The sequence below is a fragment of the Rhizobium centroccidentale genome, from assembly GCF_030182565.1.
Classification (GTDB): domain Bacteria; phylum Pseudomonadota; class Alphaproteobacteria; order Rhizobiales; family Rhizobiaceae; genus Rhizobium.
In genome coordinates this window covers 1-19,541 of sequence record NZ_JAQJCG010000002.1, presented here as the reverse complement: position 1 = coordinate 19,541, position 19,541 = coordinate 1, and the positions used below count along the sequence as shown (strand labels likewise).

Here is a 19,541-nt window from a genome sequence, read left to right as displayed (position 1 = left end):
AGGCATGGTAATTTTTCGTTGATAGCGCCTTAGACAGCGATCGCGGTGAGCTGCATGACATCATCCAGATCTTCATCGTCTTCGGCTTCCATAGCCGCAGCGGAATCATCACGCCAGATGATCGAACCCTGCAGCCGCGCATGCGTGTCCCCAGCAATCGGCACGACCAGCACCCGGTTGGGATCGACCGGCCCCGGGAAGGTCAGTGCATTGTAGGCGACCTTTTCGAAACCGAGTGGGCAATAATAGGGCGGATCGCCGATGAGGATGACGGCTTCCGATCCCTTGCGCTGCGCAGCCGCCACCGCGATCCGCACGAGCTCGCGGCCGATTCCCTTGTTCTTGTGCGAAGGGCGGACGGCAAGCGGGCCAAGCAGATGTCCCTTGACCGATCCTGCCAGCACCGGCGTCATCCGCACGGAGGCGATCGTCTCGCCATCATCGGTGCAGATGAAGGATAGCGACCGGTCGTGCGGCCCCTGTTCGCGAATGCGAGCAGCAGCGCGGGTAAACCGCCCCGGACCGAAAGCTTCTTCGTTGATGAGTTCGATAGCAGCGTCGTGCGACGCATCCTCAGTGAGGTAGACCAGATCGTGCTTGTACATTAGCCCAAAAAACCAGTAGACGGACGATATTGTTCCCGAAAGCGCTCATCGAGCGTTCAAGATCATCGGCGTCGTCGCAGGCTTCTGGTTACTTTCATGACAAGGGGTCCTTAAAGTGTGAAAAGCCGGATAGCAGGAAATATCCGGCGCGTCCAATGCAAAATGTATCCTGCCGTTCATTCATGCAAGATCTCGATCTCGACACCACCCGATCAGCCCGCGAGGGGCACCTATGACGCAGTGTTCATCATTTGCCGTCTCGAAATCCGGAGCGCATACCGTATCTCTAGAGTTATAGTTTCGGCAGTTTTCCGGAAGGATGAAGCAATGGGTATGTTGGTTAACGGCGTCTGGCATGACGTCTGGTATGATACCAAAGAGACGAAGGGTCATTTTAAGCGCGCTGCATCGCAGTTTCGAAACTGGGTGACCGCGGATGGCAGCGCCGGCCCGACAGGCACCGGCGGCTTCAAGGCAGAGGCCGGACGCTATCATCTTTACGTGTCACTCGCCTGCCCCTGGGCGCATCGAACCCTGATCTTCCGCAAGCTGAAGAAGCTGGAGGAGCTGATCTCCGTTTCGATCGTCGACCCGCTGATGGTTGAAAACGGCTGGGAATTCAAAGGCACAGACGGCGGCACCATCGACCATCTCTTTGGCGCAACAAAACTCTGGGAGGTCTATGTCAAGGCCGATCCGCATTATTCCGGCCGAGTTACCGTTCCCGTTCTTTGGGACAAGCAGATCGGCACGATCGTCAACAACGAATCGGCCGAAATCATCCGCATGTTCAACACGGCCTTTGACGGCCTGACCGGTTCCACGGCGGATTTCTATCCCGCCGATCTGCGGGCCGATATCGATGCATTGAACGAGCGCGTCTACGATACCGTCAACAACGGCGTCTACAAGGCAGGCTTTGCGACGACGCAGGAAGCCTACCAGGAAAACGCACTCCGCCTCTTCGAAACCCTCGACATGCTCGATGAGCGCCTGGCAACACAGCGCTACCTGTTCGGAGACCGCTTGACGGAAGCCGACTGGCGGCTGTTTACGACGCTTATCCGCTTCGATGCCGTCTATGTCGGCCATTTCAAATGCAATATCCGCCGCATCGCCGATTATGCCAACCTCTCGGCCTATCTCCGGGATCTCTATCAGATCGGCGGCGTTGCCGAGACGGTGAACATCGGGCACATCAAGAACCACTATTATCGCAGCCACAAGACAATCAATCCGACAGGCATCGTGCCGATCGGGCCGGAACTGGATTTCGATCGCCCGCATGGGCGCGAGCGGCTGGCAAAGGCTGCCTGACCCAGGCGTCGGAGGCTACCAATAGCTGGAGGGAGCCTCCGCTCCTTCCAATTCCTTCAGCCGGCGATAGGTTGCCTTTGTCGTGCCTGGCGGCAGCGCATCGACGGGAAAGAAGCCGCTTTCGACGATTTCGCGATCGGGCTTGCGCGGCGAGGTCTGGGTGACCTCGGCGCGATAGAAGACGACGTGATCGCGTTTGCTGGTATGATTGTTGAAATAGACGTGGAAGAGCTGCGGCTTGCCCGAGATCACCAGATTGCCTTCCTCGCGCAGCTCCTTCTCAAGCGCCTGCTCCACAGTCTCATGGCGTTCGACGCCGCCGCCGGGCATATGCCACCCGGCGATATAGGAATGCCGAACCAGAAAAATCCGCCCTTCGCCATCGAAGCAGGCGGCGCGCACGCCGATCGTCATGCTGCGGGTCAGCACGAAATAGACATGCAACGCGCGGCCGAACAGACGCACAGCCAAACCCTGCCTTTCATCGCGTCGATTGTCTTCACTCATGCCTGAACCCCGGCATGGTGATCTGCAATCGGATCGAGGATGTATTTGTTTTGACAACAGAGTGGGCTATGTCTCATCCCATGTTCAAGCTCGCGCATATTTCCGATGTTCACCTTGGTCCACTGCCACGTCTTTCGATCAGAGAACTCGCCTCCAAACGCATTACCGGATTTGTGAACTGGCACCGGAACCGGCGCAAGCATCTTTTTGGCGATACGCTCGATGTCCTTCTTGACGACATCAAGGCGAAACAGGCCGATCATCTGGCCGTAACCGGCGATCTCGTCAATCTGGCAAGCGGCATGGAGATCGAGACAGCGGCTGCATGGCTGAAGACGGTTGGCGATCCCCTCCACACATCAGTCGTTCCCGGCAATCACGATGCCTACGTGCCCGGCGCCTACGAAAAGGCCATGCGCTCCTGGTATCCCTATGTCCGCGGCGATGAGGCTCCCGCCGAATGGCAGGAGGACAAACGCATTTTCCCCTATCTGCGCGTCCGAGGTCAGGTCGCCATTGTGGGATGCTCCACAGCCGTCGCCACCCCACCCTTTGCCGCAAGCGGTTTTTACTCCTCACGCCAGGCCCGCGAGACGGTGAACATCCTGCGCGCAGCCGGAGATGCCGGACTCTTTCGTGTCGTTATGATCCATCACCCGCCGATTCGCGGCGCGACCAGCTTCTACAAGCGGATGATCGGCATTCGCCGTTTTGCCGCCGTCATCTCGACCGGGGGCGCTGAACTTGTCCTGCATGGCCACACACATCTCAACACCTTGCACTGGCTGCGCGGCCACATGGGCCGGGTTCCGGTCGTTGGGATCGCCTCAGCATCGCAAGGGGTGGGCGGATTGAAGCCGCGCGCTGCCTATAATCTTTTCACCATCGCCGGCCGGCCGGGCGCCTGGGAACTGAAAGCGGAGCGTTACAGCCTCAGCGACAATGGCAGCGGCGTCGATCCCGAAGGCTACGATATTCTGGCGACATGGTGAAGCTTTCAGCATTGTCGCGCGCATCGTTTCGGTAGCGTTTTCTAAGATACGGAGCTACAATCGAAGCATTGGAATCCGGAAATATGGGACGGATTTTGAGGTCGTGACAAGGAACACCGCATGCCAGCTTTCGGAGCCTGTATCCACCGGGGTTGCTGCTTCCTGGAAGGCTCTGGCCAGCGCCGGGACAGTATCGGCCGATACATTGTGGGATCACCGCGGTAAGAACGACAGTCAAACGCGCGGGTGCTTTTGAAGACTTGCGAAACGGCAGGAAAATGGTTCATACCAGTACAGGACGATTATTCCGCTCGCATCACCTTTCTTACAGGGAAGGCCTTCGATTGCGGAAGCAAATTGCCGATCTGACAACCTCCAACGCCTTCCTGGAACGATCATGCCAACGCCGGTAGCAGCCATCGATATCAGACGCGATCTGGTCGGCCTTCTTCCGAAGCTTCGCCGCTTTGCAGTGACGCTGACCGGCGATCTCACCGAGGCAGACGAACTTGTCCAAAACGTCTGTCAGCGCGGCATAGCCAAGTTCCATCTCTGGAACAGTGGCGGCAAGCTGGAAAGCTGGCTCTATACCATGGCCCGGCACCAATGGGTCGATGAGGCACGGCGCCACAAGCTGCGCACCGCCGGCAAGGGCAATGCCCTTGAACAGGGTGATCCGGCATCGCAAACCCATTTAAATCCGGTGGAAGCCGGTGAAGCGCACCGCCTCGTCACATCTTTGCCAGAAGGTCTTGCCAGTGTCTTCCTGCTGGTCGATGTCGAAGGACACAGCTACAAGCAGGCGGCCGATGTTCTCGGCATCCCGTTGTCGGCGGTGACATCAAGGCTCTCCAGCGCACGCCTTTACCTCGCCTCCCAGGGTCATAGCCGCTCGCCCCGAAGGTTTTAAGCATTGCAAGACATGAAGAAAACGCCGCTCGAAATCCGCTTGTCCGCCTTCATGGATGGCGAGACGAGCCGCGAAGAAAAAGAAGAGCTGGAAAAGCTCATCGCCTCAGATCCGAACGCGCGACGTATTTTCGATGAGCTGAGGCATGGCTCCGACGTCGGCCGCAAGGCTTTCGATGAGGTTCTGAAGGAGCCGGTGCCTCTGGCGCTCGTTCGCTCCATCAAGAGCACTCAGCCTCCGAAGACCCGAGAGCCATCTCCACGCATTACCAGGCATTCGCTGAAACTGGCACCGACGGGCAGGCAATCATTGGCCGCGGCCCTTATCCTGTTCGCCGTCGGCGGCGGCATCGGTTATCTTTTCGGTATGCAGCCCGCTGACGTCCCGGCGAGCGCTCCGCCGACCCCGTCACAGCTTATGACGCGCAACTGGCTGGATGATATTGCCGCCTACCACCGCATCTATGCGCGCCAGCCGCAGCATATGGTTGAGTTGCAGGCAAGCCAGTTGGACGAGATCGCCAAGTGGCTGGCGAGCACCGCCGGCGTCAAATTCAACTTTCCGGATCTCGCTGCTGATGGTCTCGTCTTCCAGGGCGCGCGTATGTCCGTCGCCGCCGGTAAACCTGTCGGCCAGCTGATCTACAAGAACCTCGATGGCGATGTCGTCGCCATCTGCTTTACCAAGACGGACGGCATCGCCGACGACGATTTTAACGAAACCATCAAGGACGATATCAGCATCGTATCCTGGCATCGCAACGGCACCACCTATGCGGTCGTCGGCCCCTCCTCGAATGCGATGCTCGATCAGATCGCCAATCGGGTATCCTCGGAGATCTGACTGATATCCCATCCGTTTTGCCGCTTGCAGCTACCAGCCGGTCGATGGATAATAAGGCGCGGTAATCGTGTGGGGTCCGATAGTCTTGCTGGAGTTTCAACATGTCCGACGTTCTGCTGACCATTCCTGAAATCGACAGGCGTATTGCGGCAATCAGGGAAAATCTTCGCGAACTGATTGAGCAGGCAACAGCCTTTTCCGGCGCCGCCGACGAAGAGCGGGCGTCCGAGCGGATAGCCGAACAGGAAGAAGAGCTCGAGCGTCTGACGAAGCGACGCGATGAACTTGCCAAAGGCCAGGCCTGAGCAAAATTCACCATTGAAACATATATATCCTCGGACGACCTCGACGCGAGCCGTGTAAAGGACGCTATTCGCTCATCTATGTCGAACGATCCCGATACAATTGCTGCTGACATCGGCACCGATACACGCTATGTAGGTTGCAGCGACCAATGAGGAGAGCACTCTGATGAAAAATCGCGGCACAGGAAGCCACCGCTGAAAAGCAGTGCCGTGAAGGGCTGCTTTATCGGCCCGACCATCAGATTGATATCTTCGCCCGTGGAGGGCACTCATGTTTCGTCGCTTCGAAGAGCTTGTCGATCCATTTCAGGATCATGACCAGCCGCAACCGGCATCCAAGGCCTGGCGCTATCTTCTAAACAACCTTCGCCCGTTTCGCACAGTCATGGCAATCAGCCTTGGCCTGACTGCCATCGGCGCCGTCATCGAGATCTGGCTCATCGGCTATTCCAGTCGGCTGGTGGATAATCTCGCCGCTGCCCGACGAGATGATTTCTGGACATCCGAAGGAGCTGGACTGCTGGCCGCCGCCGCCCTCGTCCTGATCGGCCGGCCTCTTGCCGGCTATCTTCGCGAAAGTCTGGATGATATCGCGTTCCGGCCGAATGCCGAGACACTGTTCCGCTGGCGCGCCCATCGTCACGTCCTTCGGCAATCCGTCGGCTGGTTTCGCCAGGATTTTTCCGGGCGTATCGCCAGCCAGGTGCGCGACATAGGCACGGCCGCAACGGGCGCGGCCTATCAGGTCCTGCACACGCTCTCCTTTGTCACGATCTATGTGGCCGGCTCGCTCTGGCTGATGGCCTCGATCGACCCGCGCCTCATCTGGCCCCTATTGATCTGGCTTCTCTGTTATCTCGCACTGATGGCCTATGTCATCCCTCGCCTGCAGAAGGCCTCCGCGCAATATCAGGGAGCCTATGCCGAACTGACGGGAATGCTGGTGGACAGCTATGCCAATATTGACCTCATCAAGCTTTTTGCCGATGCCAGGGCGGAAGACAAGGAAGCCCGTCGTCGTTTCGCTCAAACGCGCGAAACATTCGTTTGGGTGCAGAGGCTGGAAGTGCTTGTCAATTCGAGCATGCTGTTCCTCGGCAGCTTCCTTATCGTCGCACTCGTCGGCTATGCGGTCGTGCTCTGGCAGTCCGGCGGCGCACCGCTAGGACTGATCGCGGCATCGCTCGCCTTAAGCTTCCGTATAACCGGCATGGCCGAATGGATGCTGGATGCGGTGTCGTCGCTCTTTGCCCATCTCGGCGCCATGCGGCAGTCACTGATGACCGTCTCGCAGCCCCTTGCGATTACCGATGCGCCGGACGCCGAGCCGCTTGCCGTCACCAAGGGCGAGATCGCCTTCCGGCAAATCACGCATCACTACGGCAAGGAAGATGGCGGGCTCGACGGCGTTTCGCTTCGAATTGCGGCGGGCCAGAAGGTCGGCCTTGTCGGTCGCTCCGGCACCGGCAAATCGACGCTGGTCAATCTGCTGCTTCGTTTCTTCGATCCGGAGGGTGGCATCATCGAAATCGACGGGCAGGATATTCGGCAGGTGACGCAGGATAGTCTGCGCCGGCAGATTGCCGTGGTCGGCCAGGAGGCATCGCTCCTTCACCGCTCCATCCGCGATAACATCGCCCATGGCAATCCCAGCTTTTCGGAGGATGCAATTCTCGCTGCGGCCGACAAGGCTGCCGCCAGCGATTTCATCGCGGGCCTGCGGGATCAGGAAGGAAGAACCGGCTTCGACGCTCACGCCGGCGAACGCGGCGTCCAGCTCTCCGGCGGTCAGCGGCAGCGCGTCGCGATTGCCCGTGCTATCCTGAAGGATGCGCCGATCCTGGTGCTCGATGAAGCAACCTCCGCCCTCGATTCCGAAGTCGAAGCCGAAATCCAGGATACGCTCTACGGCATCATGCAAGACAAGACGGTAATTGCCATTGCCCATCGCCTGTCGACCATCGCGCGCATGGACCGCATTGTCGTGCTCGACCATGGCCGCATCGTCGAGGACGGCACGCATACGGAGCTGATCGCCCGGAACGGCATCTACGCAACGCTGTGGTCGCACCAATCCGGCGGCTTCATCGAAGACGACGAGCCGTCAGCCGACTAATGCGCAATAAAAGCAGTCCCCTCGAAAACGAGGGGACTTTCAAATCAGAGCTGCGATGAAGCGGGAGCCTTACGCCGCCTTGATAGCGAGCACGCGGTTCGCCGCCGAGACGATCGCCTCGAGAGACGCGGCGACGATATTGGTGTTGATGCCGGCACCGAAAAGCTTGCCGCCCGGATAGGAAACCTCAACATAGGAGATCGCCGAGGCGTTGGAGCCGTGCTGGAGCGAATGCTCGGAGTAATCCTCGACCGACATCGGGATGCCGAGATAGATCGAGAGCGCATTGATGAATCCGTCGATCGGGCCGTTACCCCTGCCCTCGATGCGCTTCACTTCGCCCTTGTCGGTGATTTCGGCCGCGACGATGCGCTGCCCCTTATGTTCGGGATCGGCGAAAGTGTGGTGGTCGACAAAGCGGATCCGCGCGTCCGGCTGCGTCACATAGCGCTCGATGAAATGCTCGTAGATGCGCTTCGACGGCAATTCCTTGCCTTCCTCGTCGGTGATGCGCTGGATCTCCTCGCGATATTCCACCTGGAGATTGCGCGGCAGGTTCAAGCCGTAGTCCTGCTGCATGATATAAGCGATGCCGCCCTTGCCGGACTGCGAGTTGATGCGGATGATCGCCTCATAAGTGCGGCCGACATCCTGCGGGTCGATCGGCAGGTAAGGCACTTCCCACACGGGGTCGTTGGCGACCTTCGCGGCCTTCATGCCCTTGTTGATCGCATCCTGATGCGAACCGGAGAAGGCCGTATAGACTAGTTCGCCGACGTAAGGGTGACGCTCGCCGATTGCCATCTGGTTGGAATATTCGAAGACTTCCTTCATGCGCTCGATATTCGAGCAATCCAGCTCCGGATCGACGCCCTGCGTGAACATGTTCAATGCCATGGTGACAACGTCGACATTGCCGGTGCGCTCGCCATTGCCGAACAAGGTGCCCTCGACGCGGTCGGCGCCGGCCATCAGCGCCAGCTCGGCAGCAGCAATGCCCGTGCCACGGTCATTATGCGGGTGCAGAGAGATGATCAGGTTTTCGCGGTTATCGAGATTGCGGCACATCCATTCGATCTGGTCGGCATAGATGTTCGGCGTCGCCATTTCGACCGTCGACGGCAGGTTGATGATCAGCTTGTTATCAGCCGTCGGCTTCACGACGTCGATGACAGCGTTGCAGATTTCCAGCGCCACATCGAGCTCGGTGCCGGTGAAGCTCTCCGGCGAATATTCGAAGCGATAGCCGCCGCCAGCCTTGGCCGCCATATCGGTGATCATCTTGGCCGCATCAACGGCGATCTGCTTGATGCCCTGCACGTCCTTGGCAAACACCACGCGGCGCTGCAATTCGCTGGTGGAATTGTAGAAATGCACGATCGGCTTGTTGGCGCCTTCCAGCGCCTCGAAGGTGCGGGTGATCAATTCCGGGCGGCACTGGACGAGAACCTGCAGCGACACGTCGGCTGGCACATTGCCCTGTTCGATACACCAGCGGGCAAAGTCGAAGTCGGTCTGCGAAGCCGAGGGGAAGCCGATCTCGATTTCCTTGAAGCCCATGTCCAGCAGCAGCTGAAACATGCGCGCCTTGCGGTCATGACCCATCGGATCGACGAGTGCCTGATTGCCGTCGCGCAGGTCCACCGAGCACCAGACCGGTGCCTTGGTGATGGTCTTGGACGGCCAGGTCCGGTCGGGAATATTGATCTGCGGATAAGCGCGGTACTTTACCGTCGCTTCGGGCATGCCTTTTGGGGAATGGCTGTTCGCGGCCATGGTCTCGTCTCTTCCTTTCCCGTCATTTTATCCCGCGTCTTAGCCGATCGGATGCGGCTTGGCGATGATAAATGCGGACCCTTTGCGGGTAAGCTGTCGATTTTAGGGTAAGTCGCGAGGAGCGATGGCCAGCGGGCTTTTCGGCCGCCGGGCGCTCCTCAAAGGACCCGGCAACCGCGCGTAAGGCCGAGGAGGAGAAGCGAAGTAAGGGCGCGCGTATTGTCACGCAGGGCAACGCGCCCACGTGCAATCTGTTCGGAAATCTTTGCGCCAGTCAGCTTCATGGCCGCGCTTATAGCCGCCGGATCAAAAAGAAGCAACCCCTCGCCTACTTCTTCAGCATCTGCACGCCGCGCGACAGGGCCAGCATCAGCCCGCCGGCGATCAGCCCCCAGAAGGCTCCGGAGATGCCGCCGAAGGAAACACCCGATGCGGTCACCAGAAACGTGATGGCGGCGGCTTCGCGCGATTCCGGCTGCTGGAAGGCGTTCAAGGTGGAATTGGAGAGCGCGCCGACCAGCGCCAGGCCGGCCACCGCCTCGATGAGAATAGGCGGCGCGAGCGCCACGAAAGCCGTAACCGCGCTCGCCAGCAATCCGAAGACGATATAGCCAAGTCCGGCAACGATAGCCGCCCAATAACGCCGCTTGGGATCGGCATGGGCATCCTGTCCGGCGCACATGGCCGCCGTGATCGCCGCGAGATTGACGGCATGACCGCCGAAGGGAACGGCAAGCAGCGAGAACACGCCGGTCACGGCAAACAGCGGACCCGGCTTCGGATCGTAATCATGCACCTTCAACACCGCGATGCCGGGAATGTTCTGCGACGCCATCGTGACGACGAACAGCGGCAACGCGATAGACACGATGCCGGCAAGCGTGAAGACCGGCTTCACGAATTCGGCCGTCGGCAGCAGCGAATGTTCGAGCGAGGAAAAGGCGCCATCCGGTATCTTCACGCCGAAGGCCAGCACCAGGGCAAAGGCCGCAAGCGCAGCCGGCACCGCCCATAGCCGCTTGAACGACCCGACGACGATCCAGGCAAGGATGATCGGCAGGCCGAAGGCAGGATTGAAGGCGATCGCCTTCACCGGCGCAAAGCAGAGGCCGAGCAGAACGCCGGCCAGCATGGCATTGGCAAGCGGCGCCGGGATCGAGGCAACGGCACGACCGAAAGGCCGGAACAGCCCGGCAACGACAATCAATATGCCACAAATGAAAAATGCACCAACAGCCGCCGGGAAGCCGCCCTCGATCGCTCCGGCGCTCGCCAGCAGTGCGGCTCCTGGCGTCGACCAGGCAATGCTGATCGGAAGCCTCGTCGCCACGCTGAGCACGATCGCGCAGAGACCCATCGCAACAGAAAGCGCCGTCAGACCGGAGGCAGCCTGCGCATCCGTGGCGCCCACCACCTGCAGGCCGTGGAAGACCACGGCGAAGGAACTGGCAAAGCCGACGAAAGCCGTAAGGCACCCCATGAACAGGCTTTGAACGGAAAAATCTTTGAGCATGGCGATGGAGACTCGAAGAGCGCAGAAGGATCGATTGAACCCGCATGGAGCATCACAAGCATCGGGCGTGCAAGTGCTGTTTTCGCGCGAAATGACAGTCCCGCTGCATAATCACTCGCGGATTATATCCTCCTCAAGGACAATCATGTATAAACGCGCACATTGACTCTCTTGTTTATGCACGTTAATGCAAATTTATGAGCAATCCACTCCCCTTGTCCCGCCGGGACGTCATCGAAGCGCGGCTTGCAGAGGGCCGGCAGATCGTTGCCGCATCTCTGGCTGCCGAATTCAACGTGTCTGAGGATGCCGTGCGCCGCGACCTGCGGGCCCTTGCCGCTGAGGGCAAATGCCGCCGCGTCTATGGCGGCGCGCTTCCCCTGTTGACACTTTCCCAGCCCATGGCCGCGCGCGTCGGACAGGAATCCGGCCGTAAGAAAACCTTGGCCAAAGCCGCCATTGCGATGGTCGAGCCGGGCGAATTCCTGTTTTTCGACAGCGGCAGCACCAATCTCGCGATGGTCGATCTTCTGCCGAAGGACCTGGACGTGACCATCGCGACGAATTCCATTGATATCGCCAGCGCCATCATGAAGCGCGGCGATATCCCGCTCGTCCTGATCGGCGGCGCAGTAGATCCCGTCGTCGGCGGCAGCGTCGATGCGTCCGCCGTTGCGGCCATCGAAGCCATGAACATCGATCGCTGCTTCCTGGGCGTCTGCGCAGTTTCGGCGAGAAACGGCATCAGCGTGTACGAACATGCGGACGCGATCTTCAAACGAACGCTGCTCAAGAGAAGCGCGGCACGTATCGCGTTGATCACCTCGGAGAAGTTTCACGAACGCGCGCCGCACCGCATCGGTGGCGCCGACGATATCGACTGGCTCGTTGTCGAGGATGACTTGCCTGCCGCAGACGAAAAAACGGCCGCCGACGCCGGCTTCTCGCTCGTCAAAGCAAGCGACGTCGCCGCATCCTCCTGATCTCGAAAGACAAGAAATGACCATGCAATCCACAGATCGGCCGGAAACCCGGCTGGCGACACGACTTGCTTTTCTCGTCGGGGGCTTCGCCCTCGCCTGCTGGGCGCCCCTCGTCCCCTTCGCCAAAGCTCGCCTTGGGGTCGATGACGGCGTGCTGGGCATGCTGCTGCTGTGTCTCGGCCTCGGCTCGGTAGCGGCAATGCTTGCGACCGGCATATTGAGCGCGCGATATGGCAGCAAGCCAATCATCATCGCGGGCGGTTTCGGTCTTGCACTTGTCTTGCCGACCTTGGCCGTAGCCAGCACGCCGTTTACCCTCGGCCTTGCACTGGCGACATTCGGTGCCTGTCTCGGCTCCCTCGACGTCGCCATGAACATTCACGCCGTCGAAGTAGAGAAAGGCGCGGATCGACCCTTGATGTCGGGCTTCCATGCCCTGTTCAGCATAGGCGGCTTCATCGGCTCCCTGCTCGTCACTTTGCTCCTGTCCGTCCAGGCCGGTCCCGTCGCCGCCACGCTTCTAAGCTCGGCTGTCATGGTCATCGCCATGATCGTCGCATGGCCGCGGCTGCTTCGAACTGTCCAATCGGAGGACGCTCCCCTCTTCGTCATGCCACGCGGTTTCGTGCTGCTGCTGGCAGCTCTTGCGGCAATCACCTTTCTCGTCGAAGGCGCGATCCTCGACTGGAGCGCCCTGCTGCTGACAACGCAGGCCCGGGTCGACGCAAGCCATGGCGGCCTCGGCTACATGCTGTTTGCAATCGCGATGACGATCGGCCGCCTGGCCGGCGACGCCATCACCGCAAAGATCGGGGACAGAGCGATCATGCTGTGGGGCGGCCTGATCGCAGTCGCGGGCTTTGTCGTCCTCCTCATCAGTCCGATTTCGATCCTTGCGATGGGCGGTTTCCTGCTAATCGGCCTTGGCGCCTCCAACATCGTCCCGGTGCTGTTTCGCAAGGGCGGTTCGCAGAAGGTGATGCCTGCAGGCCTGGCCGTCGCAGCCATCACCATGACAGGGTATGCAGGCGTGCTTGTCGGCCCCGCAGGCGTCGGCTTCGTCGCCGATCATGTAGGCCTGCCCGGCGCCTTCTGGATGCTCGCTCTATTGCTCTGCGTCGCACCTCTCTGCGCCAGCATCGTTACTCGCAATCACGAACAGGAACAGGGAGAGGCAAATGCGGATCGCTCATACCGCTCTATGGACGCCTAATCTCGATGCGGCCGCGGCTTTCTGGGAGACCTATTTCGGCGCGACCGTCGGCGAACCCTATCGAAGCCAGCGTCGGCCTGGCTTCATCTCCCGCTTCGTTTCCTTGCCTGGAAGCAACGACCAGATCGAATTGATGACCGGCCCCTGGCTTCCCCGCGAGCCGCAGAGTGAACGCATCGGCTGGGACCACATTGCCATATCGCTCGGCAGCAAAGCTGCCGTTGATGCGCTGGCCGAACGATGCAAGGCGGATAACTGCTTGAAATCAACGCCGCGCACCACAGGCGACGGCTTCTATGAGGCTGTCATCACCATGCCCGAGGGAACACCGGTGGAGATCACCATATAGGGGGCGCACTCCGCTTGTAACTTGCGCTTTCGAGTTCGCCGCTCCCGGAAACGTTGCAACTCCCGAGTGGCGAAGGCTGGCGGCGGAGATTTCTGCCGCCAGCTTTGGGCTTTCGATCAAAACTGCTTCATCGCAAAACGCCCCCGCCAGCCTTCCGGCAAGCGAGGGCGCTCAATTCAATCGGGAAAACCCGTCAGATCAGATTTCTGCCTGCGAGGTCACGATGCGCGAGACCAGACCGTAAGCCTTGGCTTCCTCGGCAGAGAGCCAGTAATCGCGATCCGTATCCTTGGCGATCTTTTCGATCGGCTGGCCGGTGGCTTCCGAGAAAATCTTGTTCAGGCGCTCGTTCATCTTGATGATCTCGCGTGCCTGGATCTCGATATCGGAGGCCATGCCGCGTGTGCCGCCGGACGGTTGGTGCAGCAGGAAGCGCGTGTTCGGCAGGCAAATGCGGCGCTCCTTGGGAGCGGAGACATAGATCAGCGCTCCGGCGGAGGCGACCCAGCCCGTACCGATCATCCAGACCTTCGGCTTGATGAACTTGATCATGTCGTGGATGGAATCGCCGGACTCGACGTGACCGCCGGGCGAATTCACATAAATGCGGATATCGTCGTCACTGGCGGCGGCAAGCGCCACGAGCTGGGAGCAGACCTTCTGCGCCAGTTCCTGCGTGATGCCGCCATAGATGAAGATCGAACGCGACTTGAAAAGATTCGCCTCCGCGTCCTTGCCCAAGGGCTGCTCGGTCTTCTTGTCTTCCTGTTCGTCTTCGTCGTTCATTCAACTCTCCAGCATGATGCGTCGTTCACCGCACATAGTGCGACTCAATGCGTAAAACAATGCCGGAAAAAGACAAGGCGGGAATAGCGGCTGACAACATGGTGTTATGTTTGGGGATTACCGAAATGTAACTTGAATGGCTTTGAAAAGCCGAGATTCGATCCTACGTCAGGTCAGCGCGGTTAGAAATCGCGCCCCGAATTTGCAGCACGGATAGCCAAGGAGGCCATCATGTCGCCAGAAGAACGTCAATTGCTTGCCTCTCTCTTCGATCGCGTGCGCGGTGCCGCCAGCACGCCGCGCGACGCCGATGCGGAGGCCTTCATCAACCAGTCGGTCCGCGACCAGCCCTATGCCCCCTATTTCCTGGCGCAGGCCGTTATCATGCAGGAACAGGGCATGAAAGCTGCGGCTGATCGCATCCAGCAGCTCGAAGCCCGCGTGCACGAGCTCGAGCAGCAGAGCGCCGATAATTACCAGCAAGGGCAGAGCGGCGGTTTCCTGGGGGGGATCGGCTCGCTCTTCGGCGGCGGCCAGCAGCAGCGCGCCGCAGCTCCCCAGGGTGGCAACCCGCAGCAGCAGGGCCGGCTCTATGACGATTATGCCCGCAATGCGCCTCAGACCGGCCCCTGGGCTGGCCAGCCGCAACCACAGCCGTCTGGGCCTTGGAGCCAGCAGGCAGCAGCGCCTTCAGCCGGCGGCAGCTTCCTGCGAGGCGCGCTTGGCACGGCGGCTGGTGTGGCCGGCGGCGTGATGCTGGCGGAATCGCTCTCCAGCCTCTTCAGCCCACATCTGGGCGGAACTGGCGGCGGCCTTTTTGGCGGAAGTGCCGGTAGTGGCCTCTTCGGGGGCACGGCGGCCAATGCCGCCGAACAGCCGGTGCAGGAAACGATCATCAACAACAACTATTTCGGCAATGACGATAATAGCGATCAGAATGATCAAAGCGCGGCCGATTACGCCCAGGATGCTGCCCAAGACGCTCAGGACGACGATTATGATGACTCGTCCTATGACAATGGCGACGACAACTCGTTTGCCTGAGTCACAGTCTCATCGCATCTAGCAGAAAAGCCGCCATCTTCGGATGGCGGCTTTTTCATTCAGCCTCGGCCGCGATAGGGCTGCACACCCTGGTCCGGTAGCCAGACACCTTCCGGCGGCTTGCCGGTCTGCCAGAAAACGTCGATCGGAATGCCGCCGCGCGGATACCAGTAGGCACCGATGCGCAGCCACTTCGGCTGCAGCAGATCCACCAGGCGCTTAGCGATGTAGATCGAGCAATCCTCATGGAATGCGCCGTGATTGCGGAAGGAATGCAGGAAGAGCTTCAGCGACTTCGATTCGACCAGCCATTCGTTCGGAATGTAGTCGATGACGATATGGGCGAAATCCGGCTGTCCCGTCATCGGGCAGAGCGAGGTGAATTCGGGCGCGGTGAAGCGCACGACATAATCGGTGCCGGCATGGCCGGATGGCACCTTTTCCAGAACGGCCTCTTCCGGATTGCTGGCCGTTTCCGTCTGGTTGCCGAGCATCGACAGGCCGGACACATCGGTCTTTGGCATCTCAGGTCTCCTTGATCACTTTGACGCGGATACCATGGGCCTTCTCGCCCTCCGGCTCCACATGAATGGTTATTTCGGCGCCCGCATGGATCGCCCGTATGGCATCTTCAAGGCGGTCGCAGATTCGATGGGCCTCTCGCACCGGCATGGCGGCGGGCACGACCATGTGAAAATCGACGAAGGTCACCGCCCCTGCCCTGCGCGTCTTCAGATCGTGCACGCCGAGCGAACCCTCAGCACTCCCCGCGATCGCACTCTTGATAGTCTCCTCCTCTTCCGGCAGGACAGCCTTGTCCATAAGCCCATCGATCGAAGTGGAGATGACCTTCCAGCCCTGGTAGAGAATGTTGATGGCAACGAGAATGGCAAGTACGGGGTCGAAGATCGGCTGGCCGGTACCGAGCGCCAGCAACAAGCCGATGAGCACGCCGATCGAGGTATAGACATCCGACATGATATGCTGGCCGTCCGCCGTCAGTGCCGGTGAGCGGTGCGTCCTTCCGGCGCGGATCAGCGTCAGAGCCCACGCGCCGTTTATGACGCCGGCGACGAAGTTGATGGCGAGGCCGAGCAAAGGCGCCTGCATCGGCTGCGGATTGCCGAGGTGCCCGATCGCTTCCTGCACGATCATCAAAGCGGCAACGACGATCATCACCCCTTCGGTAACGGCGGAGAGATATTCCGCCTTGTGATGCCCGAAGGGGTGATCGTGATCGGCCGGCTTCTGCGCGTAACGGATGACGAAAAAGGCGATGAAAGCGGCAACGACATTGACCAGCGATTCAAGTCCATCGGACAAAAGCGCCACGGAGCCCGTCAGCCACCAGGCCAGCATCTTCAGTCCCATGACGCCGAGCGACAGCGGAATGCCCCAAAGGGCAAGCCGCCTGATCGTATCGTTTCCTTGACTGTTCATGCCCGTCTCCAAATGTCCGCACGCCTGCTTATGCGAATGAATTGCAAAAAAGGCGCCGTTGAAATGCAAAACCGCCCGCGCGAATTTTCGCGCAGGCGGTTCATTGACGCTCCATATGACGCACGATGCGAAGTTTGTCAAAGGAGATGGCCGCTTTCGCACGACAATTCATCCTTAACCTGGGGATCGAAACAAACGCAGTTTCCGCAGTCCATGTGCCAAACATGAGGAAGATGTTTCCCAAACCGCCGTTCCATGACAATCGAAAGCCGATAATGCGCTCGCCTGTGGAAAATCGTCCTGGTAGTTTGGCTTGCCATCCAGCACTAAGCTGTGCTTCAGCCTAGTGTGCAAGGGTCGGCGATACCGGCCGATACGCCGCCTAATGAAAATCATGGTTGAACATGCCCGCTCCTGAAAAGACTGCCGATGCTATACCGTCCATCGCCGACGCTCCCGCGGGTGTGTCGGATCATCTGGTTACAGCCGGGGCATTTTCGGAGGTGGAGCGTGACGCCGTCTATCGCGCCATCGAGACGCGGCGCGACGTGCGTGACCAGTTCCGGCCCGATCCCCTGCCCGACGATCTTGTCCGGCGCTTGCTCAAGGCGGCTCATTCGGCGCCGTCGGTCGGTTTCATGCAGCCGTGGAATTTCATTCTGATCCGTCAGAGCGAGACGCGCGAGCGCGTGTGGCAGGCCTTCCATCAGGCCAATGAGGAGGCCTGCGCAATGTTCGAAGGCGATCGCCGCAGCCAATATCAACGGCTGAAGCTGGAAGGCATCCGCAAGGCGCCCCTCAGCATCTGCATCACCTGCGACACCAAGCGCGGCGGCCCGGTCGTGCTCGGCCGCACGCATAATCCGGATACCGATGTCTATTCGACCGTCTGCGCGGTACAGAACCTCTGGCTTGCCGCACGGGCCGAAGGCGTTGGTGTCGGCTGGGTCAGCATCTTCCATGAGGATGCCATCAAGGCCATCCTCGGTATACCCGAGCATGTGAAGATCGTCGCATGGCTCTGTGTCGGCTATGTCGACGAGCTCTACGACATGCCGGAACTCGCCGTGAAGGGATGGCGGGATCGCCTGCCGCTCGACAAGCTGGTCTTCGAGGAAGGCTGGCAGGATTGCGAGGATATGTGACGGTGGCTGCTCTGCGGCAATCCTCGACGAACCAAAGTGTTACGACCTGAACGTCACAAACGAGATCACGTTTCCGTCCGGATCGCGCACGTGAAAATCCGTGCCGCCCCATGCCTGCTTGGTGAGCGGCTGTGCAAACTCCACGCCCCTCGCCTTGAACTCCTCGAACAATCCCTGGACATTCGAAACCTCGATCGAAGCGAGGATCAACGACTTCTCCTTTGCAGCCGCCGCCGCAAAGTAAGGCTCATAGACAAGCCGCAAGTGAACCCAGATGCCATCGCGCGACACCGCGCCATAGAACGGCGGTGCTCCATGCAGGAACTCCTCAGAGAAACCCAGCCTCTCCCTGAAGAAGGCCGCACTCGCGGTGACATCCCGCACGAAAAGGATCGGAACGATGCTCTTGAAAACCGGCGGTTCCGCTGTCATGGCCGGCATCTTCGGCGCGTCCGCTGCGACGGACTTCAATTCCGCCCAGCTATTATGGCCCGCTTCGACCGCAACGATCTCCTGCGCCAACGATAGGGGGAAGTTCATCGCCAGGATCTCGCGATCCGTCAGCTCCTTGAAACGATCGAGCATTCGGACTCTTCCGCCAATGGAATAGTCGCGCTCACGGTGCCAGCGCATCAAGAGCTTGGCTTGTTTACGGTAGGTGTCGAGGGTTGGCATGGGCAGACTCCTGCTGAGGATATCAGCGGGCAGGCCTAGCCCTTTCGGCGCGATGCCGATGTGCCCCACAGGAACGGCGCAAAGATTAGGATACAACCTGAAGCAAGTCAAACCGCCTCAAGGCAGGGCATGGCGTGCTACAAAGCGTTCATCGTCATTATGCAGCCTCATGGACATTCGCAGCATCCAGGGCAAGGATGTCCAAAGGCCGGAGATCAATCCTGCTTGCCTCAGCCCGGCAGCCGTCCAGGTGTTGCATCCCATCAGCGCATTGAAATAACCCCGCGCTTCGAAGAACGCATCGTTTGGCCCATAGTTGCTGCCAGGCAGGGGTATCGGATTGCTATCGGAGCGATCAAAGCTGGCGAGAACGAATTGCTTGAGCCGCTCAAGACCTTCGGCATCGATGTCGATGACCGTCACGGCAGGCGCGTCCAGCGGGATATCGCCTGCGAGCTCCGCATGAATGACGGAACGGTCGAGCGCAAAGCTCTTCAACACGGGACCCGCCTTCAAATCTGCCCATGTCCGCGTCTCCGTATAGAAGCTCCGTCCGCCCCAGCCGAAAATGAGATAGCGCAGGTTGGGATTATCAAGATCGAGCCCGGCCGTTCGCAGGAAGGCGAAACGGGTGAGGAGATCGCCATCGACGGGAATGGCAATGTCCGTATGGATGTGGTTGCTGAGCATGAGGATTTGCCGCGAGGGCTCGCTGCGCGCAGCCGATCCATCATGCCAGAGCGGCCGTGGCACGATGATGCCGAGACCGACGAAGAGCGCGACGGCAAGAACGACATAGAGAATGCCCTTGAATATCCTTGGAATCACCGACTGAAAGCTCCCGCCCGCCAACAATCAGTCTCTTCAGCGGTTTGTTGGCTCTTTCAAGGCATAAAAATAGCCCCATGCTCCTTTTCCGAGTGTGAATTGACCCCCGAAAGTTGGACACCCAACTTCGGGGGTTTTGCATGTCCAAATACAGCAGCGCATTCAAGCGAGAAGTCATTGAGTATTACGGCAAT

General features: G+C 59.6%; 20 protein-coding genes. 11 read left to right on the top strand and 9 right to left on the bottom strand.

The window, feature by feature from the left end; translation table 11 throughout:
- Nucleotides 1-29: 29 nt before the first annotated feature.
- A complete protein-coding gene (locus PH562_RS01940) occupies nucleotides 30-605 on the bottom strand; it encodes a GNAT family N-acetyltransferase (RefSeq protein WP_285171197.1) in 576 nt (191 codons plus the stop codon).
- Between the two features lie 327 nt (nucleotides 606-932).
- Here PH562_RS01940 and PH562_RS01935 point away from each other — a divergent pair, with 327 nt between their 5' ends.
- A complete protein-coding gene (locus PH562_RS01935; protein ID WP_285171196.1) occupies nucleotides 933-1,922 on the top strand; it encodes a glutathione S-transferase family protein in 990 nt (329 codons plus the stop codon).
- A 15-nt stretch (nucleotides 1,923-1,937) separates the two neighbouring features.
- Here the strand turns inward: PH562_RS01935 and PH562_RS01930 are convergent, their stop codons facing one another.
- On the bottom strand, nucleotides 1,938-2,429 hold the full coding sequence (locus tag PH562_RS01930) for an NUDIX domain-containing protein (protein WP_113230261.1): 492 nt from the start codon (nucleotides 2,427-2,429) through the stop codon (nucleotides 1,938-1,940).
- 68 nt (nucleotides 2,430-2,497) lie between these two features.
- On the opposite strand from PH562_RS01930, the gene PH562_RS01925 reads away from it, so the two are divergent.
- The 5 genes from PH562_RS01925 to PH562_RS01905 all read left to right on the top strand — a co-directional run bounded on the left by PH562_RS01925 (nucleotide 2,498) and on the right by PH562_RS01905 (nucleotide 7,595).
- Entirely contained in the window at nucleotides 2,498-3,421 is a 924-nt protein-coding gene (locus PH562_RS01925) for a metallophosphoesterase family protein (protein ID WP_483315307.1), read from the top strand.
- A gap of 397 nt (nucleotides 3,422-3,818) precedes the next feature.
- Nucleotides 3,819-4,331 carry an RNA polymerase sigma factor gene (locus PH562_RS01920; protein ID WP_285171194.1) on the top strand — a complete coding sequence of 171 codons (513 nt, stop codon included), beginning with the start codon at nucleotides 3,819-3,821 and terminating at the stop codon, nucleotides 4,329-4,331.
- A 3-nt stretch (nucleotides 4,332-4,334) separates the two neighbouring features.
- Nucleotides 4,335-5,174 carry an anti-sigma factor gene (locus PH562_RS01915; RefSeq protein ID WP_285171193.1) on the top strand — a complete coding sequence of 280 codons (840 nt, stop codon included), beginning with the start codon at nucleotides 4,335-4,337 and terminating at the stop codon, nucleotides 5,172-5,174.
- Nucleotides 5,175-5,275: 101 nt separating this feature from the next.
- Entirely contained in the window at nucleotides 5,276-5,479 is a 204-nt protein-coding gene (locus tag PH562_RS01910; protein WP_285171192.1) for a hypothetical protein, read from the top strand.
- Between the two features lie 271 nt (nucleotides 5,480-5,750).
- Nucleotides 5,751-7,595: an ABC transporter ATP-binding protein gene (locus PH562_RS01905; RefSeq protein ID WP_285171191.1), complete on the top strand. Its 1,845-nt coding sequence runs from the start codon at nucleotides 5,751-5,753 to the stop codon at nucleotides 7,593-7,595.
- 69 nt (nucleotides 7,596-7,664) lie between these two features.
- Here PH562_RS01905 and leuA read toward each other — a convergent pair whose 3' ends face one another.
- Both leuA and PH562_RS01895 read right to left on the bottom strand, forming a co-directional pair.
- A complete protein-coding gene (gene leuA / locus PH562_RS01900; protein WP_285171190.1) occupies nucleotides 7,665-9,371 on the bottom strand; it encodes a 2-isopropylmalate synthase in 1,707 nt (568 codons plus the stop codon).
- A 328-nt stretch (nucleotides 9,372-9,699) separates the two neighbouring features.
- A complete protein-coding gene (locus PH562_RS01895; RefSeq protein WP_113230256.1) occupies nucleotides 9,700-10,884 on the bottom strand; it encodes a benzoate/H(+) symporter BenE family transporter in 1,185 nt (394 codons plus the stop codon).
- 197 nt (nucleotides 10,885-11,081) lie between these two features.
- Here PH562_RS01895 and PH562_RS01890 point away from each other — a divergent pair, with 197 nt between their 5' ends.
- Genes PH562_RS01890 through PH562_RS01880 form a run of 3 tightly spaced genes read left to right on the top strand, consistent with a single transcriptional unit; the run spans nucleotide 11,082 to nucleotide 13,429 of the window.
- Nucleotides 11,082-11,867 (top strand): DeoR/GlpR family DNA-binding transcription regulator, encoded by a 786-nt coding sequence (locus tag PH562_RS01890; RefSeq protein ID WP_285171189.1) that lies wholly within the window; start codon nucleotides 11,082-11,084, stop codon nucleotides 11,865-11,867.
- A 22-nt stretch (nucleotides 11,868-11,889) separates the two neighbouring features.
- Nucleotides 11,890-13,080 carry an MFS transporter gene (locus PH562_RS01885; protein WP_285171188.1) on the top strand — a complete coding sequence of 397 codons (1,191 nt, stop codon included), beginning with the start codon at nucleotides 11,890-11,892 and terminating at the stop codon, nucleotides 13,078-13,080.
- Entirely contained in the window at nucleotides 13,046-13,429 is a 384-nt protein-coding gene (locus tag PH562_RS01880) for a VOC family protein (RefSeq protein WP_285171187.1), read from the top strand. The genes PH562_RS01885 and PH562_RS01880 overlap by 35 nt, the downstream gene beginning before the upstream one ends.
- Nucleotides 13,430-13,627: 198 nt before the next feature.
- Here the strand turns inward: PH562_RS01880 and PH562_RS01875 are convergent, their stop codons facing one another.
- Nucleotides 13,628-14,215: an ATP-dependent Clp protease proteolytic subunit gene (locus tag PH562_RS01875; protein ID WP_285171186.1), complete on the bottom strand. Its 588-nt coding sequence runs from the start codon at nucleotides 14,213-14,215 to the stop codon at nucleotides 13,628-13,630.
- Nucleotides 14,216-14,446: 231 nt separating this feature from the next.
- On the opposite strand from PH562_RS01875, the gene PH562_RS01870 reads away from it, so the two are divergent.
- Nucleotides 14,447-15,259: a DUF2076 domain-containing protein gene (locus PH562_RS01870; protein WP_285171185.1), complete on the top strand. Its 813-nt coding sequence runs from the start codon at nucleotides 14,447-14,449 to the stop codon at nucleotides 15,257-15,259.
- Between the two features lie 59 nt (nucleotides 15,260-15,318).
- Here the strand turns inward: PH562_RS01870 and queF are convergent, their stop codons facing one another.
- Both queF and PH562_RS01860 read right to left on the bottom strand, forming a co-directional pair.
- Entirely contained in the window at nucleotides 15,319-15,783 is a 465-nt protein-coding gene (gene queF, locus PH562_RS01865) for a preQ(1) synthase (RefSeq protein WP_015340658.1), read from the bottom strand.
- A 1-nt stretch (nucleotide 15,784) separates the two neighbouring features.
- Entirely contained in the window at nucleotides 15,785-16,699 is a 915-nt protein-coding gene (locus tag PH562_RS01860) for a cation diffusion facilitator family transporter (RefSeq protein WP_285171184.1), read from the bottom strand.
- Between the two features lie 404 nt (nucleotides 16,700-17,103).
- Here PH562_RS01860 and bluB point away from each other — a divergent pair, with 404 nt between their 5' ends.
- On the top strand, nucleotides 17,104-17,844 hold the full coding sequence (gene bluB, locus PH562_RS01855; RefSeq protein WP_285171183.1) for a 5,6-dimethylbenzimidazole synthase: 741 nt from the start codon (nucleotides 17,104-17,106) through the stop codon (nucleotides 17,842-17,844).
- Nucleotides 17,845-17,883: 39 nt separating this feature from the next.
- On the opposite strand, the gene PH562_RS01850 is transcribed toward bluB, so the two are convergent.
- Nucleotides 17,884-18,519: a glyoxalase superfamily protein gene (locus tag PH562_RS01850; protein ID WP_285171181.1), complete on the bottom strand. Its 636-nt coding sequence runs from the start codon at nucleotides 18,517-18,519 to the stop codon at nucleotides 17,884-17,886.
- A gap of 117 nt (nucleotides 18,520-18,636) precedes the next feature.
- Nucleotides 18,637-19,347 (bottom strand): TIGR02117 family protein, encoded by a 711-nt coding sequence (locus tag PH562_RS01845; RefSeq protein ID WP_350223766.1) that lies wholly within the window; start codon nucleotides 19,345-19,347, stop codon nucleotides 18,637-18,639.
- Nucleotides 19,348-19,541: the final 194 nt, after the last annotated feature.